This window comes from Lederbergia citrisecunda (assembly GCF_018343695.1).
Lineage (GTDB): Bacteria > Bacillota > Bacilli > Bacillales > Bacillaceae_C > Lederbergia > Lederbergia citrisecunda.
In genome coordinates this window covers 3,584,639-3,610,010 of the sequence record NZ_JAGYPJ010000001.1, presented here as the reverse complement: position 1 = coordinate 3,610,010, position 25,372 = coordinate 3,584,639, and the positions used below count along the sequence as shown (strand labels likewise).

The following is a 25,372-nucleotide window of genomic DNA, read 5'->3' as shown; positions in this document are numbered from 1 at the left end:
GAACCAGCTATCTCCAGGTTCGATTGGAATTTCACCGCTACCCACACCTCATCCCCGCACTTTTCAACGTACGTGGGTTCGGGCCTCCAGTAAGTGTTACCTTACCTTCACCCTGGACATGGGTAGATCACCTGGTTTCGGGTCTACGACCTCATACTCAAAACGCCCTATTCAGACTCGCTTTCGCTGCGGCTCCGTCTCATCGACTTAACCTTGCATGAAATCGTAACTCGCCGGTTCATTCTACAAAAGGCACGCCATCACACATGAATGTGCTTTGACTATTTGTAGGCACACGGTTTCAGGATCTTTTTCACTCCCCTTCCGGGGTGCTTTTCACCTTTCCCTCACGGTACTGGTTCACTATCGGTCACTAGGGAGTATTTAGCCTTGGGAGATGGTCCTCCCAGCTTCCGACGGGATTTCACGTGTCCCGCCGTACTCAGGATCCACTCAGGAGGGAACGAAGTTTCGACTACAGGGCTGTTACCTTCTATGGCGGATCTTTCCAGATCGCTTCAACTACCCCGTTCCTTTGTAACTCCATGTTGAGTGTCCTACAACCCCAAGAGGCAAGCCTCTTGGTTTGGGCTTTTTCCGTTTCGCTCGCCGCTACTCAGGAAATCGATTTTTCTTTCTCTTCCTCCGGGTACTTAGATGTTTCAGTTCCCCGGGTCTGCCTTCCATTTCCTATGTATTCAGAAATGGATACTACCCCATTACGGGCAGTGGGTTTCCCCATTCGGAAATCTCCGGATCAAAGCTTGCTTACAGCTCCCCGAAGCATATCGGTGTTAGTCCCGTCCTTCATCGGCTCCTAGTGCCAAGGCATCCACCGTGCGCCCTTTCTAACTTAATCAGTAAAAAGGTTTCTTATGGATCATTCCATAAGGTGATGTTTCTTGGTTTGTTTATTCTCTATTATCTGGTTTTCAAGGAACAAATAATTCGTTGGTGGAGCCTAGCGGGATCGAACCGCTGACCTCCTGCGTGCAAAGCAGGCGCTCTCCCAGCTGAGCTAAGGCCCCATTAAAATAGAAAATCCCCATTTTAATGAAGTAAATGTGGGATGGTGGGCCTGAGTGGACTCGAACCACCGACCTCACGCTTATCAGGCGTGTGCTCTAACCAGCTGAGCTACAGGCCCACATTTTATATATTAAAGAGAATTTGACCCTTCAAAACTGAACAAAACGAAACGTCTTCTGATCAGCACTCGACTGATCAAGATTCCTTAGAAAGGAGGTGATCCAGCCGCACCTTCCGATACGGCTACCTTGTTACGACTTCACCCCAATCATCTGTCCCACCTTCGGCGGCTGGCTCCAAAAGGTTACCCCACCGACTTCGGGTGTTACAAACTCTCGTGGTGTGACGGGCGGTGTGTACAAGGCCCGGGAACGTATTCACCGCGGCATGCTGATCCGCGATTACTAGCGATTCCGGCTTCATGCAGGCGAGTTGCAGCCTGCAATCCGAACTGAGAATGGTTTTATGGGATTGGCTCGACCTCGCGGTTTTGCTGCCCTTTGTACCATCCATTGTAGCACGTGTGTAGCCCAGGTCATAAGGGGCATGATGATTTGACGTCATCCCCACCTTCCTCCGGTTTGTCACCGGCAGTCACCTTAGAGTGCCCAACTGAATGCTGGCAACTAAGATCAAGGGTTGCGCTCGTTGCGGGACTTAACCCAACATCTCACGACACGAGCTGACGACAACCATGCACCACCTGTCACTCTGTCCCCCGAAGGGGAACGCTCTATCTCTAGAGTTGTCAGAGGATGTCAAGACCTGGTAAGGTTCTTCGCGTTGCTTCGAATTAAACCACATGCTCCACCGCTTGTGCGGGCCCCCGTCAATTCCTTTGAGTTTCAGCCTTGCGGCCGTACTCCCCAGGCGGAGTGCTTAATGCGTTAGCTGCAGCACTAAAGGGCGGAAACCCTCTAACACTTAGCACTCATCGTTTACGGCGTGGACTACCAGGGTATCTAATCCTGTTCGCTCCCCACGCTTTCGCGCCTCAGCGTCAGTTACAGACCAAAGAGCCGCCTTCGCCACTGGTGTTCCTCCACATCTCTACGCATTTCACCGCTACACGTGGAATTCCGCTCTTCTCTTCTGCACTCAAGTTTCCCAGTTTCCAATGACCGCTCACGGTTGAGCCGCGAGATTTCACATCAGACTTAAGAAACCGCCTGCGCGCGCTTTACGCCCAATAATTCCGGACAACGCTTGCCACCTACGTATTACCGCGGCTGCTGGCACGTAGTTAGCCGTGGCTTTCTGGTCAGGTACCGTCACGGTACCGTTAGTTAGACGGTACTTATTCTTCCCTGACAACAGAGTTTTACGATCCGAAAACCTTCTTCACTCACGCGGCGTTGCTCCGTCAGACTTTCGTCCATTGCGGAAGATTCCCTACTGCTGCCTCCCGTAGGAGTCTGGGCCGTGTCTCAGTCCCAGTGTGGCCGATCACCCTCTCAGGTCGGCTACGCATCGTCGCCTTGGTGAGCCGTTACCTCACCAACTAGCTAATGCGCCGCGGGCCCATCTGTAAGTGACAGCAAAACCGTCTTTTAACCTTTCCCCATGCGGGGAAAGAAGTTATCCGGTATTAGCTCCGGTTTCCCGAAGTTATCCCAGTCTTACAGGCAGGTTGCCCACGTGTTACTCACCCGTCCGCCGCTAACTTCAGGGAGCAAGCTCCCATCCATTCGCTCGACTTGCATGTATTAGGCACGCCGCCAGCGTTCGTCCTGAGCCAGGATCAAACTCTCATATAAGTAGTTGATTAGCTCATTAGCTGGCAATGGTTAAAACCATTGTTTAAAAATAATTTTTGACGTTCGTTTTGTTCAGTTTTCAAAGATCAAACTCTCATAAGTTTTTAAAAAGCAACTTTTATATAATAACACCGTTCAATATCGATGTCAATATATTTTTTAAAGTTTTTTTTCGTGCTCACAAGCACATTTACTAATATAACAACTTTCTCAAAAGGATGCAATAGTTTTTTTAAAAAAATATATATGGCAATAAAAGTATGTGTTAACTTCCAATAATCGAATCTATATGCAAATTCCTGTTTTTTTCTAAATCTAGTATTTCCCCTGTATCTAAGATTTTTACTAATGGTCTAAGTAAAGCATCTTGTTTTACATAAATAATTTTTCCAAACTGTCCATCAGAAAGCTTAACTGTTGTTCCGACTGGAAGTGAGGCAATAGCTGAAATTAATACTTTTAAGATGGAGATATGTAATTTCCCAAATTGATCTTCTTCCATCACCTGCAATGATTTAAAAGGGGATTGCATGTTTTTATATGGGCGTTCAGCCGTCATTGCATGATAAATATCTGCAATTGCAATAATTTGAGACTGCGTTTGAACTCGTTTTCCCATTTCCCTCATTGGGTATCCAGAACCATCTATTCGTTCATGATGTTGCAAAATAGCTATCTTCGTTTCAGATTTCAATAACGATATATTTTTTACCATTTGATAACTGTGTATAGGATGTTTCTTAATTTCATTCCATTCTTGTTCATTAAGAGTTCTCGTATTCATAAACGTAGATTCGTTTATTTTTGCCATACCGCAATCAGCAAGGCAACCCGCCAAAGCAATTTGTAAACATTGACCATTATCATAACCTAACCCTTTTGCAATGAAGCTTGCAATCAACGCGACAGCAATAGGATGATGGTAGAAATATTCTTCTTTTTTTGAGTATCGATGAATTTTACGAATCCAATCCTTATTTTCCTGAGCCTTTTCATAAAGTGGCAATAAAAATCCTCTAATATTGGAAATATTAATTCCTAGTCCTGATTGCCATGAGAGAAATTCCTTTTTATATTGCTCCACAGCTTGACCATAATATTCCAAAAACGAATGGGTAGATAAGGTATTCACTTGAGAAGAACTCACTGAATCTTCCGTACCTAATCCTCTAAAAAGTTCGCCATTCTCTAATTTGTTTTCTATATCAACTTCTTTTATAAGAAATGTTTTTAATACTTCCAAATGATTTTCGGTCAATACCGTATCGGCAGGTATGATGGGATTATTCGTTCTTCCCATGACATCCCTATGTAATATACACCCTGTAATTAATTCTCCTACTCTAACTTTCACAATCAACACCCCTGGGAAGCCAATTTTCCTCTCCATATTGTATCAAAATAATACTAAAAATGGGAAATTTTTAGAAAAAGAAAAAACTGTGTCTATCCAAAAAAATAAGGACATAGACGGGGTTTGTATCTAAGTTGTAAAGTGTCAGATCTTTTATCGAAGATGAGCGTGAGAAAAGAATCTCCTTAAAGTAAAAAAAGCCCCATAAGGAGCTCCTAATGTCTTGTACGATCCAACAGTGTTTCATTTGACATTAATGCTTGATAAGTTCCGTATCCGATGGTTTGTAATCGGTAAAGAAAAATAAGAACGTCGCTAAGAGACCGGCTGCGATAAAGATTGCACCTTTTGAAGGTGTTATCGTCGGCATATCAGTTAGTGGCATAACAATTCCTCCTTTCAATTAACGATAATTATTGATGCCGTCCGATGTTAAAAAAACTTTAAAATGATCAAAAAATTCTTTTGTTAGCTTTTCGGAAACTTCTGTTCTAGGAATCCCAAAAATGGGTCCGCTAACGGTAATAGTAAAATGACCCGATGAAATTAATGTACCTCTCACACTTATTTGGCCAAAGATCAACAAGAGGGCAAGGACTATGTCGATGGAATCGACCACAAAAGTTAATATTTTTGAATTAGATTTTCCAACTATACGCCTATCCCCTATAATAGGTCCCGTCAACGGGATGGAAAATCCACCTGTTGCTTGAATGAATACTCCGTTCACCGTTATTTGACCCGTTAACAACAGGACAGCGACAATTAGATTAATATCTAGATAAATCCATTCGGCTGTGTAATCTTCCAAAACTCTCACCGTCCTATTCCTTCCTTATAAGATATTCAATATGTGAAGGAGCCGTAACAATGATTTTAGAGGAATCACTTTCTAACTAAAATCAGCAGTGTATGACCTTCGTTAAATGGTGAGAGTCTATCACGCCACTGCAGGGGTTCTTTTATTCCTATTCTTAGATTCCTTTATATGTTCTAGTGCTTCCCCCGAAAATGTGCCGTGATTTTTCATTATTGTTTTTCGAATTAATGAATGGAAACCGTCACCGACATCATAAGATGAAATAGCATGCCCTAAACGGATGGGGGTCAAAGTAGAATGAGCATCATCGGGAAAAGTATTTATAGGCAGGAATCCTTGGAAAAAGTAACCGGAAAAGCTAAATATACGAATGATTTTGAATCAAAAGAAATGTTATACGGTAAAATCGTAACGAGTCCATACGCTCATGCAAAAATTATGAATATTAATGATACGAAAACACGCAGCATGAAAGGAATTCGCGCCATTATATTAGGTGGAAATTTACCGCTTACCGGTGAAGAACTTCGTGACCGGCCTCCCATTGCCTTTGATCGGGTACGTTATTTTGGGGAAGTTGTCGCTATTGTTGTAGCAGATACCCTTCTTTTGGCAGAACTTGGAGCAAATAACCTCGACATTACATACGAACCTCTGCCGGTCGTTAACTCCCCAAGTGAATCACTTCGACCTAATGCACCTATCATTCATGAAAATCTAGGAAATTATAAAAATCCTACCGGAGCGTCTCTCGAACCGGGGACGAATATCGCTTCTAAAGTTAAAATTCGTAAAGGAGATATTGAAAAAGGTTGGATAGAGAGCACCGTTACGGTAGAAGCAACTTTTTCATTCCATCCGTCTGACCATGCTGCTATGGAAACCCGTTGTTCTTTTGCGCAAATTCATGAGGATGGCACGGTTGAAATTACATCTTCATCACAAGCTCCATTTATGATAAAAAAGCTGATTGCGGATTATTTCGATTTATCATCTGGGAACATCGTTGTGAATACTCCTTTAGTTGGAGGAGCTTATGGAGGCAAAGCATCCGTTCAGTGGGAAATTTTGTCATACATTGCATCAAGGGCGGTAGGTGGTAGACCTGTAAAAATCGTTTACACTCGAGAAGAAGACATGGTCACTGCCCCAGGGCATATCGGGCTCGAGGCAAAGGTGAAACTGGGCTGCACAAAAGAGGGAATTTTAAAAGCTGCAGAACTGCTTTATTTATGGGACGGTGGTGCTTACTCTGATAAATCGATCGATTTATCAAGAGCAGGTGCAGTTGATTGCACAGGACCATATCATATTGAAAATATCTTCTGCGACTCCCTTTGCATGTATACGAATCATCCTTACCCTGCACCTTTTAGAGGATTTAGCCATTCAGAAGTCCAATTTGCTTTTGATAGAACAATGGATATTTTAGCGAAGAAAATGAACATGGACCCGCTTCATTTAAGATATATAAATGCCATTAAACCAGGTGATACGTCACCAACCCAAGTCAAACTAAATTTTAGTAATATCGGGAATTTACAAAAATGTATTTCTAGACTAGAAGAACTCATGGATTGGGAGGATGGACAGATTATCAACGTCGATCATCATAAAGTAAGAGCGAAAGGAATCAGTTGTATATGGAAAAACTCTACGATTGATACAAACTCAAGCTCTGGCGTTATTTTAACTTTTAATCCCGATGGAAGTATTAATTTAATAACTGGTGTTGTTGAAATTGGAACTGGGACAAAGACAGTATTAGCGCAGATTTTAGCTGAAAAAATGAAAATGCCAATTGAAAAAATCCATGTTCAAATGACGGTTAACACACAAAGTACGCCTGAACATTGGAAAACGGTAGCGAGCAGAGGAATCTTTATGGCGGGTAGAGCTGTTTTAAAAGCGGCAGACGATGTCATTTTTCAATTAAAGGAAAGGGCTTCTTGTGTTTTACGTGCACCAATTGAAGATTTTGAAGTGGGGTTTGAAAAAGTATTTTTAAGAGATGACCCTACGATTAATATTGATGTAAAAAAGATTGCCTACGGCTTTACTTACCCAAATGGTAATGCAGTTGGTGGACAAATTATTGGAAGGGGGACTTATACCCTCAGGCATTTAACTCGATTGGATAAAGAAACTGGTAGAGGTAAGCCCGGACCTGAATGGACTGTCGGAGCTCAAGGAGTAGAGATTGAAATTGATACGAGAACATATCAATATCGATTAATTAAAGCTGTTTCAGTCATTGATATCGGAAAGGTTTTGAATCCAGGAGGAGCTAGAGGACAAGTAATGGGAGCCATGAGCATGGGTTTGTCTTTCGCGGGAAGGGAAACGTTCATTTTTGATGAATACGCCCGGGTTCTAAATCCCCAGTTCAGGACGTATCGCCCGCTTCGATACGGTGAACATCCTAAATATATAATCGAGTTTGTTGAAACGCCTCAAATAGACGCACCATATGGAGCAAGGGGAATTGGAGAACATGGCATTATAGGGATGCCTGCAGCGCTTGGAAATGCTTTATCCGCAGGGATTCATATCGAACTCAATCATTTACCTCTTATTCCAGAATTAATATGGAGAACAAAAGAGGGGAGGAAGTAAAAATGTTGCCGGCATATGTGGAATACTATAAGCCTACTAATTTATTTGAGGCATTAGAAATGTTTATGGGATTAAAAATAGCCGATAAACAACCCATGTACTTCTCAGGTGGGACAGAAATTTTAACGCTTGGCAGATTAAACATAGATACACCACGGTCCATTATTGATATTAAAGGGATTCCTGAATGTACAGTTTTTGAAAAAACATCCGAATTTTTAACCATAGGTGCTACTGTCCCCCTTACTGCAATCGAAGATGATGATTCTTTCCCATTGTTAACAAATGTTTCTAACGAAATCGCCGACCGAACCGCGAGGAATAAGATTACCATTGGAGGAAATATTTGCGGAAAAATATTTTATCGGGAAGGAGTCTTGCCTTTCCTGTTGGCAGATAGTTACCTCGTCATCGCTAGTTTTCAAGGTATAAAACAAATGCCCATCAGCACCAATTTTAATAAAGAACTCATGCTAGATGAGGGTGAGCTGCTCGTAAATATACGAACCGATTCATACTTTCTACATCTCCCTTTTATCTCAAAAAAAATAAGAAAACAATGGGAAACTGGCTACCCTCTCATCACCGGGGCAGCGATGAAAGTGGATGGTCATATTCGAATGGCGTTTAGCGGGGTTTGCCCATTTCCTTTCCGCTCGTTCGAGATGGAACAAGAAATCAATCATTCAACTCTATCTATTGAGAGCAGAATTGAAAATGCCTTACATCAATTACCCGAACCTATACTTGATGACATAGAAGGATCTAGAGAGTATCGATTGTTTGTTTTAAGAAACTTATTGATGGACTTTTTGTTAGAGTTGGAGGTGGTATAATGGCAAGAAATGAATTCAGCACTTTTGAGGTTGAACTTGATATAAACGATGAACTGAGGAATGTGGAAATTCATGCTGGTGAAACTCTTCTACACCTCGTTCGTAATAAACTTTCGTTGACCGGATCAAAGCCAGGATGCCTGAATGGGGATTGCGGGGCTTGTACCGTCATGGTTGACAAATTACCTTTTAAATCGTGTATTATGCTGGCAATAGAGGCAGTAGGTCATAAAATCACAACGATTGAAGGTTTGCGTGATACCCCTATACAACATGCCTTCATTGAACATTTTGCTTTCCAATGTGGCTACTGCACACCAGGATTCATTATCAATTGCCATTCATTGCTCTTAAACCATCCGAACCCCTCAACAGAAATAGTTAAAAGCTGGCTCTCATCCAATATATGCAGATGTACAAGTTATCAAGAAATTGAAGAAGCAATCTGGTCTACAATTAATCAAAAATGAATTAAATCGGATAATATATATGAAAAAAGCGCCGAGATCGGCGCTTTTAATTTATTTCATCTGAGATAGTTTCATCAGAATCTGGGACTTCCTCTTCTTCTTTCTCGACCTTGGCTACTGTTGCTACAGCTCCATCCTCGCCAAGTGTAATGAGTTTAACCCCTTGTGTATTTCTCCCAATTACAGATATATCTTGTACATCCATACGAATCAATATTCCACCAGCCGTAATCAGCATGATGTCTTCATCGCCTTTTACTGTTTCTACCGCTACTACTGTACCTGTTCTTTCAGTAACTTTACAAGTAATCAGCCCTTTTCCACCACGGCTTTGGAGACGGTATTCAGATGCAGGAGTTCTTTTTCCATAACCATTTTTTGTTACAACGAGAACATCATGATTTTCTTCAAGAATATCCATTCCAACCGCTTCGTCGTCATCAGAAAGGGTAATTCCCTTAACTCCAGTGGCCGATCTTCCCATAGAGCGGACATCTGTTTCAACGAAACGAATAAGCAAACCACTTTTCGTTCCCATCACAATGTTTTTATTGCCATCCGTCAGTTTAACCGAAATAAGTTCATCATTGTCTCGAAGACCTAAAGCTATTAAGCCATTATTTCGGATGTTAGCAAAAGCAGAAAGCGGAGTTCGTTTTACAACGCCTTGTTTCGTTCCAAAGAACAAATACCAATCATCAAGGAATTCTTCTACGCAAATGACCGTATTAATCGTTTCGTCTTGTTCAATTCCGAGTAGATTAATAATCGGAAGCCCTTTTGCCGTTCTACTGTATTCAGGAATTTCGTAGCCTTTAGCCCGATACACTTTCCCTTTATTTGTGAAGAATAATATCGTATCGTGCGTGGATGTAGTGATCAAATGTTTAACAAAATCATCATCATTTGTTCCCATCCCTTGCACTCCACGGCCGCCACGACGCTGACTTCGATAGGTAGAAATCGGCAATCGTTTAATATATCCATTATTCGTTAACGTCACGACGATATTTTCCCTTGGGATTAAATCTTCATCGTCAATATCCTCTATGCCGCCCGCTACGATTTCAGTTCTTCTTCCATCGCCAAAACGCTCTTTAATTTCAAGTAATTCTTCTCTAATAATATCAAGAACTTTTTCTTCATCTGCTAAAATAGCTTTTAATTCAGCTATTAATTGAACTAAGCCTTGATATTCTTCTTCAATTTTTTCACGTTCTAATCCTGTTAAACGCTGCAAGCGCATATCAAGAATCGCTTGAGCTTGCTTTTCAGTAAGGTTAAATTGCTCCATTAACCCCGTTCTAGCAATATCAGTTGTCTCTGATCCTCTAATTAAGCTAATAATTGCATCAATATGATCAAGCGCAATCCTTAAGCCCTCTAAAATATGTGCGCGAGCTTCCGCTTTTCGTAATTCAAACTCGGTTCTACGTCTAATAATTACTTTTTGATGTTCAAGATAATGGTATAGACATTGTTTTAACGTTAATACTTTTGGCTGTCCATCAACGAGTGCGAGCATATTGATACCGAAGCTCGTTTGCATCGCCGTCATCTTGTACAAATTATTTAAAATAACATTCGCATTGGCATCCCTGCGGACTTCCATGACAACACGCATTCCATTCCGGTCTGATTCATCCCTTAAATCCGTAATTCCTTCAATCTTCTTTTCACGGACAAGTTCAGCAATGCGTTCAATTAGTTTAGCCTTATTTACTTGATAAGGGAGCTCGTTAACGATAATTGTTTCTCTTCCGTTTGCCTTCGTTTCAATTTCCACTTTAGCCCTTATTGTAATCGATCCTCGACCTGTCTCATAAGCTCTTCTAATTCCACTTCTACCTAAAATAATTCCCGCAGTAGGAAAATCCGGTCCTTGAATATGCTCCATTAACTCCTGAGTAGTCATTTCTGGGTCACGACTTAAGACTAGAATCGCATCAATAACTTCATCGAGAGAATGTGGTGGAATATTCGTCGCCATACCAACCGCAATCCCAGAGGAACCGTTAACTAACAAATTCGGAAAACGGGAAGGTAAAACAACCGGTTCTCTTTCAGAGCCATCATAATTGTCTTTATAATCAATCGTATCTTTATTGATGTCCCTTACAAGTTCCATCGAAATTTTGGACATTCTTGCTTCCGTATAACGCATAGCGGCAGCGGAATCTCCGTCGACCGATCCAAAGTTTCCGTGGCCATCTACAAGCATATTTCGGTAGCTAAAATCCTGTGCCATCCGAACCATCGTTTCATAAACAGCAGAGTCACCGTGTGGATGATACTTACCGATTACTTCTCCGACAATCCTTGCTGACTTTTTATAAGCTTTATCACTCGTCATCCCAAGATCATTCATAGCATATAAAATGCGTCGATGTACGGGCTTCAAGCCATCCCGTACGTCCGGCAATGCACGGGCAACGATGACGCTCATCGCATAATCAAGGAAAGAAGAACGCATCTCGTGACTTAAATTAATTTCTTTTATATTTGAATTAGGTACATCTGCCATAATTGGCAACCTCCATTTCATTAGAAAAGCGTAAGCACCTGGATTATCGACGTACAACTTCAGCCAAGTCTTGCGATCAAGGAAACACGGCGACGTACAGCCAATGTTGACTTATGCAAACGAAAAAGACATGAAGCCCGCTAGACAATGGGCGCTGAATCTGGACATAGAATAGCGTCTACGTCTTGCTAATGGACGTAAAAAATAATTAAATATCCAGATTCTTAACATACAACGCATTTTCTTCAATAAACACCCTACGTGGTTCTACTTTTTCACCCATTAACATATCAAATGTTTGGTCCGCTTCAATCGCATCTTCAAGGCTCACTTGAAGAAGTGTGCGGTTCTCAGGGTCCATCGTCGTTTCCCACAGTTGTTCTGGGTTCATTTCCCCTAGACCTTTATAACGCTGAATGCCTGGCTTTGGAACTTGAGGCAATTCTGCCAACAGCGCATCCAATTCTCTATCTGAATAAACATAGTGATCTTTTTTGCTTTGAGAAATCTTATAAAGTGGTGGTTGTGCAATATATACAAATCCTGCTTCTAGCAAAGGCCTCATAAAACGGTAAAAGAATGTTAAAAGCAATGTGCGAATATGGGCTCCGTCTACATCAGCATCCGTCATAATCACCATTTTATGATAACGTGCTTTCGCAATATCAAAATCTTCTCCAATCCCTGTTCCAAGTGCTGTAATAATCGTCCGAATCTCGTTATTGGACAAGATTTTATCAAGACGTGCTTTTTCAACATTGAGGATTTTACCTCTTAATGGCAAGATGGCTTGGAAATGACGATCACGCCCTTGCTTAGCTGAACCTCCCGCTGAATCACCCTCAACGACGAATAATTCGCTAATTTCAGGATCCCTAGAAGAACAGTCTGCCAATTTACCTGGCAAGCTTGAAATTTCTAGCGCACTTTTTCTACGAGTCAATTCGCGTGCTTTCTTTGCTGCTAGTCGAGCTCGTGCCGCCATTAACCCTTTATCGACAATTTTACGGGCTAGTACTGGATTTTCCAGCAATGTTTTTTCAAAATACTCGGAGAATAATGAGTCAGTGATCGTACGAGCTTCAGAATTTCCGAGTTTTGTTTTCGTTTGTCCTTCAAATTGCGGGTCCGGATGTTTTATAGAAATAATAGCTGTTAAGCCTTCTCGTACATCTTCACCCGAAAGATTGCTATCATTATCTTTAAAAATATTACTTCTGCGTGCATAATCGTTAATAACCCTAGTTAATGCGGTCTTAAATCCCGATTCATGCGTACCGCCTTCATATGTGTGAATATTATTGGCAAAAGAGTACAAATTACTAGCATAGCCATCGTTATATTGAAGAGCAACCTCAACCTCAATCCCATCTTTTTCCCCTTCAATATAGACCGGTTCCTCATGCAGAACTTCTTTCGAACTGTTCAAATGCTCAACATATGACTTTATTCCGCCTTCATAATGATACTCACTAATTTTCGCTTTTTCTCCACGTTTATCTTCAATTGTTAGTTTGAGACCCTTGTTTAAAAAGGCAAGTTCCCGAATTCGAGTAGCAAGTGTATCGAATTCATATTCAGTCGTTTCCGTGAAAATTTCCGGATCCGGTTTAAAATGGATAATGGTTCCAGTATAATCTGTTTCGCCAATCACTTTTAAGTCAAAACTAGGAACACCACGTTCATATTTTTGATAGTGAATTTGTCCATTTAAATGGACATATACTTCCAATTCGGTTGAAAGGGCGTTTACAACTGATGCACCAACGCCGTGGAGGCCGCCCGATACTTTATATCCGCCACCACCGAATTTCCCCCCAGCATGAAGCACGGTCAAAATAACTTCGACGGCAGGTCTGCCCATTTTCTCCTGTATCCCAACCGGAATACCGCGCCCATTATCTTTTACTTTAATACTGTTATCCTCTTCAATTGTGATATTAATTTCATCACAATACCCCGCTAACGCTTCATCAATACTATTATCTACAATTTCCCATACAAGGTGGTGAAGTCCTTTTGAGCTGGTTGAGCCGATATACATTCCTGGCCGTTTTCGAACTGCTTCCAAGCCTTCAAGCACTTGTATTTGATTCTCATCATATGATTGTTCTTGAATATCTTTTTGATCCATTGTCATAAAACTCACCCGCTCTTTCAATCATCTATTTCTACATCGCTTTCTGGTGTCAATAGGCGTTTTTTCAATGTTCCAGGAGCAATTGGAGATAAGTAAACATGAGGATTCGTAATAATCATCGATTTGAAATTTCCATTCGATAAATGAACAACAGCCTTTTCATTTTCTGCTAAAAAATGCTTGATTTCATCAGAAGAATGGACGGTATCTTTTTCGAGGATAGCAATGATTTCGCTTGAGCGAATCATTACATCGTCTCCCACATGAATATACATCCTTTCACCTCATTTCACTCTTTCCATTACACCACTTTGCACATTGAAGGTCGTAGCTTCCCTTAGCGTTTGATGATCAATTCCATCAATCGTTGTCGTCGTGACAAACGTCTGGATTTTACCTTTAATCGTATTTAACAAATGAGACTGGCGATAATCATCAAGTTCAGATAACACATCATCCAGCAACAATATTGGATATTCATTAATTTCTGAATAAATCAAATCTATTTCAGCCAATTTTACAGATAGTGCGGTTGTTCGTTGCTGTCCTTGGGAACCGAACGTTTGCACATCCCTGCCATTGACATAAAACATAATTTCATCACGATGTGGCCCAATCAAACTTACTCCACGATCGATTTCCCTTTGTTTTAGTGAATGTATTTTTTCTTCGAATACTGTTACCATTTTGGACCAATCTGTATCTTCCGATACCTCAATGGACGGTTTATATTGAATAGAAAGTGTTTCTAATCCACGGGAAATTCCAGAATGGATCGGTTTTGCCCACTCTTCCAACTTTTGGATAAACTCAAACCTCTTTTTTATGACTCTTACCGCTACTTCGATATATTGTTCGGTAAGAACTTGAAGAAAAGTAAAATCACTTTGTTTTTTGATTTGCAGCTGTTTCAAATAATTATTCCGTTGCTGCAATATTTTTTGAAATTGACTCATATCGTATAAATACACTGGAGATACTTGGCCAATTTCCATATCAATAAAACGACGCCTTACTTGAGGGCTCCCTTTTACAAGATGGAGATCTTCAGGCGCAAACATGACAACATTCATATTCCCTACATAACGGCTTAATTTTTGCTGTTCAATGTGATTAAACTTAGCTTTTTTACCCTTTTTTGAAATAAGAAGCTCCAATGGTACAGAACCGTTTATTTTTTGCAGCCTTCCTTTTATTTTAGCATACTCGGAGTCCCAGCGTATTAAATCTTTATCATTGGACGTTCTATGCGATTTTGCCATCGCTAATACAAAAATCGATTCCATGACATTTGTTTTTCCTTGAGCATTTTCGCCTAAAATGACGTTGACATTATTTTCAAAGGAAATCGCGAGTTCATGATAATTCCGATAATCTTTCAACTCCAGCTCTTCAATATACATGAAGTCAACATCCTTTAGTGGACAATAACGAAGGTGCCGATGCCTTTTATGTCGATTTTATCATTCACCATAAGTTTTCGGCCTCTTCGTTGGTCCTGCTCACCATTAATAAACACCTCGTGTTCGCTTAAAAACCACTTTGCCATTCCTCCGGAGGAAATGACGTCAGCTAGTTTTAAAAACTGACCAAGTGTAATTGTATCCGTATCTATTTTAATTTCATTACCCATGTTCTCACTCTTTTCATGAATAGTCCTTTCTTTATTTTACTAAAGATTGAGGTCCATTACAAAAAATTGCCGAAATCGTTGAAAACAATGATTCCTTATATGAATTCGCACTGAAAAATTTAAAAATCCCGCCTTGTTCTTTGGGCAGGATTTTTAAAACTTGTCCGTTGATTTTTGCTTCAGATGCTCGCTTTCCGCGGGCGGATCAGGAGCCTCCTCGGCACTTCGTGCTTGTGTGGTCTCCCGTATTCCGTTTTTCCCTCAGGAGTCTCGCACCTTACGCTTCAATCAACTTTGAGCATTAGTCTTTATTTTATATTTATCAAAATTAAAAAGTTCTTACTGGTAAGATCAATTGCAAGATTGAATCATCATCGACGGAACGAATAATAAATGGTCTCATCGCTCCGGTAAAATGAATGCGTATTTCTGTACCTTCTAAAGCTCTTAATGCATCCATCATATATTTGGCACTGAAGGAAATTTTTAATTCTTCTCCACTAATGGATTCACTTTGAATTTGTTCCACAACATTACCAATTTCAGGAGTGGTTGAAGAAATTTCAATATTTTTTTCTTCTAGTGTTACTAGTTTTACAACATTGTTTCTTTCCCCTCTAGCAAGTAGCGACGCGCGATCAATAGAGTGAAGGAATTCTTTTGTTTGAAGCACGAGTTCTGTTTTGCTATCCGTCGGAATAAGTCTTGATGTATCAGGATAATTTCCTTCTAAACGACGTGAGAAGAATAAAAGATTTTTTGACTTAAATAGAAATTGGTTCTCTGTCATGACAATTTCTACTGGAGTGTTAGAGTCGTCCAAAATTTTACTTAACTCAATCAAACTTTTTCCAGGTATTACTGCATTATAAGTTTCCGATGGATCCATTTCAATCGGAGCAGTACGCATAGCAAGTCTGTGACTATCTGTAGCTGTACAAGTTAATTTTCCATTTTCAATATGCCAGTTTACACCTGTCAAGATCGGGCGTGTTTCTGAGGTGGACACTGCGAAAACAGTTTGCCGAATGATAGATTTCAATAAATCAGTCGGAATTGAAAATACTTTATCCTCAGAAATTTGTGGTAGATGCGGGTATTCGTCTGGATCTAATCCATTCAAATTAAATTCCGCTTTTCCTGATCTAATAATGGTTTGATGATGATTTTGCACTTCAAATTCAACAAAATCCATTGGCAGCTTTCGAACAATTTCACCAAAAAATTTAGCGTTTAATACAATACCGCCAGTTTCTTTAATTTCAACTATCTCGTCTCCGTTTTCCTCTTTAGGAATGAAAGATTCGATAGAAATATCGGAATCACTACCTGTTAACGTAATTCCTTGATCAGAAGCAACAATTTTAATCCCCGTTAATATTGGAATGGTCGTTCTAGATGATACGGCCTTCATAACATCTTGAACACTATCAATAAGGCGATTACGCTGAATAATAAACTTCATGCTCATTCCCCCAGTTTTTTATATTTGACCTTGCTAAATATATTATTATTTTTTAAATAAAAATCGTAGTAATAGTAATAGGGCCTGTGAATATGTGGATAACCCTGTGTATTACTTGAAATTCAAAGCTATCCACATGTGGACATGCTGTGTATGAAGGTGTTCAAGTTATACACAAAATCCCCATTACAAATTTTTTAGAGAAGCACGAATTTCTTCCAGCTTACTTTGAAATTCTTGATCTGTTTCTAATAGCTTTGATATTTTTTCATGGGCATGAATGACGGTTGTATGATCGCGTCCACCAAATTCTTCTCCTATTTTCGGAAGTGAAAAATCAGTCATCTCCCGTGATAGAAACATCGCAATTTGACGGGGAAACGCTATTGATTTCGTTCGTTTTTTAGCTTTGAAGTCATCAAGTTTTACATTGTATTCAGCACCAACTGCTTTCTGAATATCAAGGATGGTAACAACCTTTGGTTTTGAGCTAGGAATGATATTTTTCAAAGCCTCCGCGGCCAAATCAGCATTTATATCTTTATTAATGAGAGAGGAATATGCTACAACTCTAATAAGAGCTCCCTCTAATTCTCTTATATTTGAATCGATTTGATTCGCGATATAAAGCATGACCTCATTTGGAATATCTAGTCCATCAGCCTTCGCCTTTTTACGTAATATGGCGATACGCGTTTCTAAATCTGGAGGTGTAATATCTGTAATAAGTCCCCATTCAAATCGAGATCTTAAACGGTCTTCGAGTGTAGGAATTTCTTTTGGGGGACGGTCACTTGCTATGATGATTTGTTTACTTTCCTCATGAAGTGTATTAAAAGTATGGAAAAATTCCTCTTGCGTTGATTCTTTTCCAGCCAAAAATTGAATATCATCAATAAGTAAGACATCAACGCTGCGATACTTGTTCCTGAAATCCTCCGCTTTGTTATCACGAATAGAATTAATGAATTCATTTGTGAACTTTTCTGACGACAAATAAACGACCTTTGCAGTCGGGTTATGTTCTAGGACATAATGGCCAATCGCATGCATCAAATGTGTCTTGCCCATTCCTACTCCACCATAAATAAATAGAGGATTATATGCATTAGCTGGGGCTTCTGCTACAGCGAGGGATGCAGCATGGGCGAAGCGATTTCCGGAGCCTATAACAAATGTATCAAAAATGTATTTTGAATTTAGCATGTTTTGATGTAATTCCGCCGGTTCTTCCTTCTTTTTTGGCAGTACTTGTCCTACTTCCTTTTTTTCCTCTTCTTGATCAATTGGAATAATAAATTTTACATTTAATTCTTCTCCGATAATTTCATATAAAATTCCGGATATTAACTGAGAATATTGGCCTTCGAGCCAGTCTCTTGCAAATTCATTCGGAGCACTTACGGTAATAGTATCTCCTTTTAGAGCATAAGCTTCAGTAGACTTAAGCCAAGTATCAAAACTAGGCTTACTGACCTTTTTTTTAATATCCATCAAGACCTGAGCCCAAAGATCAGCTATGTTTTCCAAAATTTAACCTCCCTTGCACGTAAATGAGCTGTTATATAACTATTTTCCGTTCATTCCACCCCTATTTTATAAATATACAAAACTATGAATGTGGAAAACTATATAATAAGGTAGAAAAGCGGATTTCGACATCATCCACTGATTGTGGACAAGTTTATCCAAACCCACTGAATAATTTATCCACATGATATTCACAATCTGTGGATAATGGAATTTCTTATAAATATTATTCAGAATGAAAACACCATAATCATATCAAATAAAAGCATGCTTAGCAATGGATTACTGAAATTATCCACAACACCCATAAGCGATGGAAAAAAATTACCCACAGCCACTTAATTTGTGAAAATCTTGTCGATATGTGTTGTGGATAATAAAAAACTCAAAAAAGTTATTCACAATGGTAAAATCATGAATGGATTTGGCTTCTGGGGATAAGTCCGGATTAAAAAAGCACTTGACATCGTCTTTTCGTCTCTCTATAATTACTTAGTATGTCTAATACTGATATTTTTTCTTAACCTCGGGGAGGTGTCATACATGAAAAGAACATATCAACCAAATAAACGTAAAAGAAGCAAAGTACACGGATTCCGTGAGCGCATGAGTACAAAAAATGGCCGTAGAGTATTGGCTGCACGTCGTCGCAAAGGAAGAAAAGTGTTATCAGCGTAGACCACTGAAACGTCTCAGTGGTCTTTTTTTTCATGAGTAGCCGATGATTAGATCAAAAGTGGAAGTCACTCTGATCATCATTGATAAGTAAATGTTTTGATTCAAAAAAAGTCTGTATTTTTATTTTAATTGAATTAGGTTATTGACCTCGAGTGACTGGCGCCTACAGCTAGATGGCAGCTATTCCTTAATGTAACGAATCCAAATCTATTATTTCTTTAATAAATAAGGTAAAAGAATCCATAATGCGGGTGAAAGTATGAAAAAAGCGTTTAGGATCAAAAAAAATGACGATTTTCAAGAAGTTTTTAAGAAGGGAAAATCCGTTGCTAACAGGCAATTTGTTATATATATTTTGCAAAAAGAAGGCCAAGAACATTTTAGAATTGGTTTATCGGTTAGTAAAAAAATTGGAAATGCTGTCAAACGTAATCAAATAAAGCGGTATATACGACAAGTGTTCCATGAATTAAAAGATCAAGTTGACGATGGGAAGGACTACATCATTATCGCTAGGAAGCCTACCGCAGAAATGGATTTCCATGAAGTGAAAAGTAGTTTGGAACATGTTCTTAAGATTGGTAAATCTTTAAAAAAGACAAAACCATAAAAATATACTATTAAAACAAACTATCGTAGCGAAAAAATGTTAAAATATCCAAAGAGATATTCGTATAAATGTGATATTGAGAAAGCAGGGAGGATAACTAGCTTGAAGAAAAGAATATTATTGTTATCGGCATTGCTTTTGCTAGTGTTGGTAACAGCAGGCTGTTCAACAATTGATAATCCAAACTATATAACAGCAGAGAGTACAGGTTTTTGGAGCAAGTATATTGTATATCCACTTTCCTGGTTAATGACAACGGTTGCCCATATGTTTGGAAATAGCTTTGGGTTATCCATCATCATTGTAACAATCTTAATTCGTTTAGCCATTTTACCGCTTATGATCAAGCAAACGAAAAATTCAAAAGCGATGCAGGCTGTACAACCAGAAATTCAAAAGTTAAGAGAAAAATACAGTTCGAAAGATGCAAAAACGCAACAGCAGCTACAACAAGAAACAATGCAGCTTTTTCAAAAGCATAATGTCAATCCATTGGCAGGGTGTTTTCCACTTTTAATCCAAATGCCAATTTTGATTGGTTTTTATCAAGCGATTATTAGAACAGAAGGGATTTCAAAAGCGGGAGAGTTCCTCTGGTTTGATCTAGGTGCGCCGGATCCATTTTATATTTTGCCTATCGTAGCGGGTCTCACAACCTTCCTACAGCAAAAAATCATGATGGCGGGCACTCCACCAAATCCGCAAATGCAAATGATGCTTTATATCATGCCGGCAATGATTTTAATTTTTGCTATTAATTTTCCGGCAGCATTAGCACTTTATTGGGTAGTTGGTAATATTTTTATGATTGTACAAACATATTTTATCAAACCACCAGTCATGCAAAATGTGAAAGCAAATGAAGGAGCGGGGGGAGCTAAAAAGTGAGAGAAATCACTGCTACAGGACAAACTGTCGAAGAAGCAGTAGAATCAGCACTTGCTCAATTAAAAACAACAAGAGAACGCGCGGACATCAATATAGTGGATGAGGGGAAAAAAGGGCTGCTTGGACTGTTTGGGGCTAGGCCAGCTGTCGTGAAGGTGACGGTAAAGCCTGATGCCATTGAAATTGCAAAGGAATTTTTGCAGTCAGTATTGTCCAATATGGATATCGTATCGGAAATTGAAGTAGTAAAAGAAGATGAAAGAAACATCATTTTCAATATTACTGGAGAAAAGATGGGGCTTCTGATCGGAAAAAGGGGACAAACGATCAATTCGTTGCAGTATTTAACACAGCTTGCTGCAAATCGTAATTCCAAGCATTATATTACGGTTATATTGAATCCTGAAAATTATCGTGAACGCCGTAAGGAAACATTAATCCAATTAGCGGAACGACTTGCGTCAAAAGTGCAATATTTAAAAAAGCCATTTTCTCTTGAACCAATGCCAAATTACGAAAGAAAAATCATTCATACCGCATTATCTGAAAATAAAAATGTACAAACTGTTTCCGAAGGTGAAGAACCGAATCGCTACGTCGTGTTACGGCCGAGAGGAAATGAATAAATTACCCGTTTAAAAGGTATTCTGAATCATTCGTTCAGGATGCCTTTTTTTATGTTTAATAGGAATTTAGAATGGAAATATTGTGGAGATCTTCGATGCCCGGCGCTTGCGCTTTTGTTTATGAAAAAATTTTCATTTTTGATTCAGAGGGATTTCATATTCGTCCTCTATGATGGATATTGTACGAAATAATAAAACTTTTAGGAGTGAGGAATATGAAAAAGAAGATATTGGTACCAGCTTTAGCCTTAACGATTATTGGTAGCGGGGTGGTAGGAGCGACACTTATTAAACCTGCTTTTGCGGCTAATTCAGCAAATACAGCTAAAATCACAGAGGAACAAAGTAAAGAAATAGCCCTTAAAGAAATAAATGGTACAGTAACAGACGTCGAACTCGAAAAGGAACATGGTACATTAACATATGATATTGAAGTGAAAGATGCTAATGGGGTAAAGCATGATGTTGTCATTGATGCCAACTCAGGTAAAGTCATTAAAACCGAAACAGATAACGAAAAAGACGGTCATGATGGTGAAGTGAGCGATGAAGTTGAACAAGCTCAATTGGAAAAAGAAGCTAAAATAACAAAAGAAGAAAGTACATCAATTGCACAAACTGCTGTGAACGGTACAGTAACTGAAGCTCAGCTTGAAGATGAAGACGGAGTTGTAGTATATGGAATTGAAATTACCGATTCACAAGGCGAAAAACATGATGTGAAAATTGATGCTAAGACAGGAAAAGTATTGAAAGTTGAAAAAGGTGATCAAGAAACAAGTGACGATGATCATGACGGGGAACAGAACGACGACTAAAAAATGATTTTCAAGCAGGAGTGAGAGTCCCATCTGGAGTTTAAAGATGGGATTTTCTTTTTGCAATATAAAATGGGTTATACTATTTTTGAAATCCTCTAAAAGTGGGTGCCATATGGTTTGAAAAAAATATTAATCGTCGAAGATGAAGAAAGTTTGGCTGAATTTATTGAATTGGAATTGGAGCATGAGGGTTACGAAGTCCTGACTGCTTATGATGGGCGAACAGGGCTTGAAATAGCATTAGAAAAAGATATCGATGTAATATTGCTTGATTTAATGTTGCCAGGTCTCAATGGTTTAGAAGTATGTAGGAGATTAAAAAGTAATAAAGAGACGCCTATTATTATGCTTACGGCAAGGGATAGTGTGATGGACCGAGTAATGGGTTTGGATAGTGGAGCTGATGATTATTTACCTAAACCATTTGCCATTGAGGAATTACTTGCCCGAATAAGAGTTGTTTTACGACGTGAAGAGAAAAAATCAATGGATCCTTCTATGAACCTGACCTTTAAAGACTTGGAATTAGATCTCTATTCAAGAACGTTAACAAAAGATGGAAATAACATCGAATTGACAAAAAAAGAATACGAGCTCCTTTTAATGTTCATGAAAAACATCAATCGTGTATTAACAAGAGAGTTGTTATTGGACGAAATTTGGGGCTATGACTCAATTGTTGAAACGAATGTAGTGGATGTGTACGTTAGGCATCTTCGTAATAAAATCGATAAACACGAAAAGGAAAGCTATATACAAACTTTACGTGGTACAGGATATGTGATGCGTGAATGACTTTTCTATCTAAACGAAAAATAACCGAAATAAGTATAAAATGGAAACTCACTCTATGGTCTTCTTGTTTAATGATCTTGTTATTTTTTTCTTTTAATCTTATTCAGTACTTTTTTATTCAACATTGGCTCATAAGTCAGGAAAAACAAGCAATCCATACAAAAATGGATGAAGTAGTGGCCTATTTAAAAGCTGCCAATCATGATCAACAAAACATAGACATTCAAGGTGCAAATGATTTCTTAGATAGGATCAATCAAGAATCACAAATGATTCGGATTGTAAATCAAGAGGGACAGGCATTATTCACTACATCTGAAGATTTCCCAGAAGATGAGATTATTCCAAAAACAGTGAGGCATACTGAATTAGTAGACTTAAAACATGAAGATGAACGATTACTTCTACTAAGGACTCCTTTTACAAATGGCGATTTTTCAGGAAGCATTGAAATCGGTCGAAGTATTGAAAAATCGGATGAATTGATGAAATACTTCTTAATCGTCATGATTACAGGAGGAATTGGAGCCATAGCATTAAGTTTATTTGGCGGAAGGTTGATTAGCCATCAATTGCTTAAACCAGTTAACAATATGGTAGAAACCATGAAGAAAATTAAACGGAACGGTTTGCAAGAAAGGGTTCCTATTGGCGTCCATCACGATGAAATAACAGACTTAGGATTGATGTTCAATGATTTAATGGACAATGTAGAGCGGTCTTTCAAACAGCAAAAACAATTTGTAGAGGATGCATCACATGAGTTAAAAACTCCTCTTACGATTATTCATGGTCATCTGTCGCTGATAAAACGCTGGGGAAAAGAAGATCCTAAAGTATTGGAAAGGTCAATTGGATTAAGTTTAAAAGAAGTTGATAGACTCATTAACCTTGTAGCGGAACTCCTTGAACTTTCAAGGGCTGAAGAAAATCAAGAAGTTATACGTGAATCAGTCAATCCGAATGAAGTCATAGATCGGGTATTAGAAAATTTTAAATTAATTCATCGTGATTTTGAAATAAGGACACAATATCATGGAGTTGAACAAGTATTCATTGAAATGCCGAGCCGTTATTTGGAACAAATCCTTCTCATTGCATTGGATAATGCTGTGAAATATTCAAATAAGGAAAAAATAATTGAAGTAAACACGGTTACTGAAGATACCTTTTTCTCAATTGAAATAAAAGATTATGGAATTGGAATTCCAAAGCAAGATTTGCCGTTTGTCTTGAATCGTTTTTATCGGGTAGATAAAGCACGCAGCCGTAAGAGCGGTGGAAGTGGATTAGGACTTTCCATTGCAAAACGCTTAGTGGAAAATTACGGCGGAAAGATTATTTTGACAAGTTCTGAAGCAAAATGGACTAATTTTACCATTCAACTACCGATTAAAACAAGAAAAGCCTAACTTAAGTGCTCAGCTAGAGGGCGGTGAAAAAATGGGAACAGCACTAGCATATGTTGATCAATATGGATATATCGTACTTTTTATCGCCCTAATGCTTGAACTCATTGCCCTGCCCATTCCAGGTGAAATATTGATGAGTTACGCAGGTTATCTTGTCTTTCAAGGTCATTTTCATTGGGCTCTTTGTATTTTGGCAGCGGGGCTCGGCAGCTCTGTTGGTATGACCGCCGCTTATGGAATTGGATACAAATTAGGGTACCCTTTTATCGAAAAACATGGACATCGATTTCATATGGGCCCAGATCGATTAACTCGCCTCTCAAATTGGTTTGGCAGACATGGGAACAAGATGCTGATTTTTGGGTATTTTATCCCTGGAGTAAGGCATATTACCGGATATTTTTCAGGTGTTACGAGGATCCCATTCAAGATATATATGATGTTTGCTTATATCGGTGCTTTTCTTTGGACGTCCCTTTTTATTACGATTGGAAAATTACTTGGTCCGAAATGGGATCAGTTTCACACTTCAATTAAAAAGTACTTGTTAATAGGCGTATTAATCGCAGCAGTTATCTTCATTGTGATTTATGTATATCGAAAAAATAAGCAAAAGCTTAATCATTGGCTCGTATCCTTTATTAGGAACATGATGGAAAAAAGAAAGAGAAAAGCGAAACTGTTTATTGTCTTTTCTATGCTGGCAACACTTGCTTTGATGAGTTTGATGATCGGATTGGTACAAGATTTTCTTGAAAATGAATTTGCTGACTTTAATGAAATCACCATCCTCCTTATCACGTCCGTTTTTGAAGGAAAGTGGATCAAAGAGATGACGGCCTTTGTATCAGCAATTTCAAATCCTGCTCTCATTTGCATTGCTTTTCTAACGCTTCTTTGGATTATATGGAGGGGCAAGGAAAGAATATATGAGATTTTCTTTTTATTTATAATAGGAGTTGGCGGAGAATTATACCAAGAGGGAATAAGGGGTATTTTTCATCAAATCGCTCCAAAAATGTCATCTGCATTTCCAGGAGAACAGACATTACTAGCTACTGTCATCTACGGTTTTTCTTTGTACTTGTTCGTTCTTCATTCACGCAATTATTGGTTTCGTATTGGAGCAATAGTTGTAATAGTAATGATCTTATTATTTTCTGGTATTGCACAAATTTATATTGATAATAAATGGCCGAGTGACGTGGCGGCGGGATACGTGTTCGGGGGAGTATGGCTAGGTCTTAATATTATTTTGCTTGAAATTTTACGACTGTATAATTCCTTAAAGAACAATAACTAGATTTCCAATCGTTATTTACTGTTCGACAACATCATTGTTATGATAAAAACCATCTTGTAACAAAA

Annotated in this window: 21 protein-coding genes, 2 tRNA genes and 2 rRNA genes (1 of these 25 only partly in view); 11 read left to right on the top strand and 14 right to left on the bottom strand. The window is 38.9% G+C overall.

Going from position 1 to position 25,372, the window contains the following annotated elements; genetic code table 11:
* The 7 genes from KHA93_RS17530 to KHA93_RS17505 all read right to left on the bottom strand — a co-directional run.
* A 23S ribosomal RNA gene (locus KHA93_RS17530) occupies nucleotides 1-859 on the bottom strand (it extends 2,074 nt beyond the left edge of the window).
* Between the two features lie 93 nt (nucleotides 860-952).
* A tRNA-Ala gene (locus KHA93_RS17525) sits at nucleotides 953-1,028 on the bottom strand.
* Nucleotides 1,029-1,070: 42 nt separating this feature from the next.
* Nucleotides 1,071-1,147, bottom strand: a tRNA-Ile gene (locus KHA93_RS17520).
* A gap of 91 nt (nucleotides 1,148-1,238) precedes the next feature.
* Nucleotides 1,239-2,786: ribosomal RNA gene (locus tag KHA93_RS17515) — 16S ribosomal RNA — on the bottom strand.
* The 16S and 23S rRNA genes sit together here with 2 tRNA genes alongside, the layout of an rRNA operon.
* 265 nt (nucleotides 2,787-3,051) lie before the next feature.
* Nucleotides 3,052-4,140, bottom strand: a complete 1,089-nt coding sequence (locus tag KHA93_RS17510) for an HD-GYP domain-containing protein (protein ID WP_213111910.1) — start codon at nucleotides 4,138-4,140, stop codon at nucleotides 3,052-3,054.
* Between the two features lie 253 nt (nucleotides 4,141-4,393).
* The gene (locus tag KHA93_RS23615; protein ID WP_267917528.1) at nucleotides 4,394-4,525 is read right to left on the bottom strand and encodes a hypothetical protein; all 132 of its coding nucleotides are present in this window, start codon (nucleotides 4,523-4,525) and stop codon (nucleotides 4,394-4,396) included.
* 18 nt (nucleotides 4,526-4,543) lie between these two features.
* Complete coding sequence (locus tag KHA93_RS17505) at nucleotides 4,544-4,960, bottom strand: hypothetical protein (protein ID WP_213111909.1); 417 nt, start codon at nucleotides 4,958-4,960, stop codon at nucleotides 4,544-4,546.
* A gap of 297 nt (nucleotides 4,961-5,257) precedes the next feature.
* Between KHA93_RS17505 and KHA93_RS17500 the strand changes: the two genes are divergently transcribed.
* The 3 genes from KHA93_RS17500 to KHA93_RS17490 are packed head-to-tail and all read left to right on the top strand — an operon-like array spanning nucleotide 5,258 to nucleotide 8,882.
* Nucleotides 5,258-7,576, top strand: coding sequence for a xanthine dehydrogenase family protein molybdopterin-binding subunit (locus KHA93_RS17500; protein ID WP_213111908.1), 2,319 nt, complete (start codon nucleotides 5,258-5,260; stop codon nucleotides 7,574-7,576).
* Nucleotides 7,577-7,578: 2 nt separating this feature from the next.
* Nucleotides 7,579-8,412 carry an FAD binding domain-containing protein gene (locus KHA93_RS17495; RefSeq protein ID WP_213111907.1) on the top strand — a complete coding sequence of 278 codons (834 nt, stop codon included), beginning with the start codon at nucleotides 7,579-7,581 and terminating at the stop codon, nucleotides 8,410-8,412.
* Complete coding sequence (locus KHA93_RS17490) at nucleotides 8,412-8,882, top strand: (2Fe-2S)-binding protein (protein ID WP_213111906.1); 471 nt, start codon at nucleotides 8,412-8,414, stop codon at nucleotides 8,880-8,882. The genes KHA93_RS17495 and KHA93_RS17490 overlap by 1 nt, the downstream gene beginning before the upstream one ends.
* A 46-nt stretch (nucleotides 8,883-8,928) precedes the next feature.
* Here the strand turns inward: KHA93_RS17490 and gyrA are convergent, their stop codons facing one another.
* The 7 genes from gyrA to dnaA all read right to left on the bottom strand — a co-directional run bounded on the left by gyrA (nucleotide 8,929) and on the right by dnaA (nucleotide 18,174).
* The gene (gene gyrA / locus KHA93_RS17485) at nucleotides 8,929-11,406 is read right to left on the bottom strand and encodes a DNA gyrase subunit A (RefSeq protein ID WP_213111905.1); all 2,478 of its coding nucleotides are present in this window, start codon (nucleotides 11,404-11,406) and stop codon (nucleotides 8,929-8,931) included.
* Nucleotides 11,407-11,614: 208 nt separating this feature from the next.
* Nucleotides 11,615-13,540, bottom strand: coding sequence for a DNA topoisomerase (ATP-hydrolyzing) subunit B (gene gyrB, locus KHA93_RS17480; RefSeq protein ID WP_213113011.1), 1,926 nt, complete (start codon nucleotides 13,538-13,540; stop codon nucleotides 11,615-11,617).
* Nucleotides 13,541-13,563: 23 nt separating this feature from the next.
* On the bottom strand, nucleotides 13,564-13,821 hold the full coding sequence (gene remB / locus KHA93_RS17475; RefSeq protein ID WP_213111904.1) for an extracellular matrix regulator RemB: 258 nt from the start codon (nucleotides 13,819-13,821) through the stop codon (nucleotides 13,564-13,566).
* Nucleotides 13,822-13,830: 9 nt separating this feature from the next.
* On the bottom strand, nucleotides 13,831-14,949 hold the full coding sequence (gene recF, locus KHA93_RS17470) for a DNA replication/repair protein RecF (protein WP_213111903.1): 1,119 nt from the start codon (nucleotides 14,947-14,949) through the stop codon (nucleotides 13,831-13,833).
* Between the two features lie 14 nt (nucleotides 14,950-14,963).
* Entirely contained in the window at nucleotides 14,964-15,179 is a 216-nt protein-coding gene (gene yaaA / locus KHA93_RS17465; RefSeq protein WP_213111902.1) for a S4 domain-containing protein YaaA, read from the bottom strand.
* A 328-nt stretch (nucleotides 15,180-15,507) separates the two neighbouring features.
* A complete protein-coding gene (gene dnaN, locus KHA93_RS17460; RefSeq protein WP_213111901.1) occupies nucleotides 15,508-16,644 on the bottom strand; it encodes a DNA polymerase III subunit beta in 1,137 nt (378 codons plus the stop codon).
* Nucleotides 16,645-16,830: 186 nt separating this feature from the next.
* Nucleotides 16,831-18,174, bottom strand: coding sequence for a chromosomal replication initiator protein DnaA (dnaA, locus tag KHA93_RS17455; protein ID WP_213111900.1), 1,344 nt, complete (start codon nucleotides 18,172-18,174; stop codon nucleotides 16,831-16,833).
* A gap of 543 nt (nucleotides 18,175-18,717) precedes the next feature.
* Between dnaA and rpmH the strand changes: the two genes are divergently transcribed.
* From rpmH to KHA93_RS17415, 8 genes are all read left to right on the top strand, one after another.
* Nucleotides 18,718-18,852 (top strand): 50S ribosomal protein L34, encoded by a 135-nt coding sequence (rpmH, locus tag KHA93_RS17450; protein ID WP_213111899.1) that lies wholly within the window; start codon nucleotides 18,718-18,720, stop codon nucleotides 18,850-18,852.
* A 259-nt stretch (nucleotides 18,853-19,111) separates the two neighbouring features.
* A complete protein-coding gene (rnpA, locus tag KHA93_RS17445; RefSeq protein ID WP_213111898.1) occupies nucleotides 19,112-19,462 on the top strand; it encodes a ribonuclease P protein component in 351 nt (116 codons plus the stop codon).
* Between the two features lie 102 nt (nucleotides 19,463-19,564).
* Nucleotides 19,565-20,350: a YidC family membrane integrase SpoIIIJ gene (gene spoIIIJ, locus KHA93_RS17440; protein WP_213111897.1), complete on the top strand. Its 786-nt coding sequence runs from the start codon at nucleotides 19,565-19,567 to the stop codon at nucleotides 20,348-20,350.
* Entirely contained in the window at nucleotides 20,347-20,976 is a 630-nt protein-coding gene (gene jag, locus KHA93_RS17435; RefSeq protein ID WP_213111896.1) for an RNA-binding cell elongation regulator Jag/EloR, read from the top strand. The genes spoIIIJ and jag overlap by 4 nt, the downstream gene beginning before the upstream one ends.
* A 215-nt stretch (nucleotides 20,977-21,191) precedes the next feature.
* Complete coding sequence (locus tag KHA93_RS17430; protein WP_213111895.1) at nucleotides 21,192-21,794, top strand: PepSY domain-containing protein; 603 nt, start codon at nucleotides 21,192-21,194, stop codon at nucleotides 21,792-21,794.
* Between the two features lie 120 nt (nucleotides 21,795-21,914).
* Nucleotides 21,915-22,592 carry a response regulator transcription factor gene (locus KHA93_RS17425; RefSeq protein WP_213111894.1) on the top strand — a complete coding sequence of 226 codons (678 nt, stop codon included), beginning with the start codon at nucleotides 21,915-21,917 and terminating at the stop codon, nucleotides 22,590-22,592.
* 71 nt (nucleotides 22,593-22,663) lie between these two features.
* Nucleotides 22,664-24,004 carry a HAMP domain-containing sensor histidine kinase gene (locus KHA93_RS17420; protein WP_213111893.1) on the top strand — a complete coding sequence of 447 codons (1,341 nt, stop codon included), beginning with the start codon at nucleotides 22,664-22,666 and terminating at the stop codon, nucleotides 24,002-24,004.
* Nucleotides 24,005-24,035: 31 nt separating this feature from the next.
* Nucleotides 24,036-25,307, top strand: coding sequence for a VTT domain-containing protein (locus KHA93_RS17415; protein WP_213111892.1), 1,272 nt, complete (start codon nucleotides 24,036-24,038; stop codon nucleotides 25,305-25,307).
* The last annotated feature ends 65 nt before the right edge of the window (nucleotides 25,308-25,372 follow it).

Bases quoted from the DNA above. Each gene is read 5' to 3' on its own strand.
- remB (WP_213111904.1), bottom strand. From the start codon at position 13,821: ATGTATATTCATGTGGGAGACGATGTAATGATTCGCTCAAGCGAAATC.
- gyrB (WP_213113011.1), bottom strand. From the start codon at position 13,540: ATGGATCAAAAAGATATTCAAGAACAATCATATGATGAGAATCAAATA.
- rpmH (WP_213111899.1), top strand. From the start codon at position 18,718: ATGAAAAGAACATATCAACCAAATAAACGTAAAAGAAGCAAAGTACAC.
- KHA93_RS17490 (WP_213111906.1), top strand. From the start codon at position 8,412: ATGGCAAGAAATGAATTCAGCACTTTTGAGGTTGAACTTGATATAAAC.
- KHA93_RS17420 (WP_213111893.1), top strand. From the start codon at position 22,664: ATGATCTTGTTATTTTTTTCTTTTAATCTTATTCAGTACTTTTTTATT.
- KHA93_RS17415 (WP_213111892.1), top strand. From the start codon at position 24,036: ATGGGAACAGCACTAGCATATGTTGATCAATATGGATATATCGTACTT.
- KHA93_RS23615 (WP_267917528.1), bottom strand. From the start codon at position 4,525: ATGCCACTAACTGATATGCCGACGATAACACCTTCAAAAGGTGCAATC.
- dnaN (WP_213111901.1), bottom strand. From the start codon at position 16,644: ATGAAGTTTATTATTCAGCGTAATCGCCTTATTGATAGTGTTCAAGAT.
- KHA93_RS17495 (WP_213111907.1), top strand. From the start codon at position 7,579: ATGTTGCCGGCATATGTGGAATACTATAAGCCTACTAATTTATTTGAG.
- recF (WP_213111903.1), bottom strand. From the start codon at position 14,949: ATGTATATTGAAGAGCTGGAGTTGAAAGATTATCGGAATTATCATGAA.
- rnpA (WP_213111898.1), top strand. From the start codon at position 19,112: ATGAAAAAAGCGTTTAGGATCAAAAAAAATGACGATTTTCAAGAAGTT.
- KHA93_RS17500 (WP_213111908.1), top strand. From the start codon at position 5,258: ATGAGCATCATCGGGAAAAGTATTTATAGGCAGGAATCCTTGGAAAAA.
- yaaA (WP_213111902.1), bottom strand. From the start codon at position 15,179: ATGGGTAATGAAATTAAAATAGATACGGATACAATTACACTTGGTCAG.
- KHA93_RS17430 (WP_213111895.1), top strand. From the start codon at position 21,192: ATGAAAAAGAAGATATTGGTACCAGCTTTAGCCTTAACGATTATTGGT.
- gyrA (WP_213111905.1), bottom strand. From the start codon at position 11,406: ATGGCAGATGTACCTAATTCAAATATAAAAGAAATTAATTTAAGTCAC.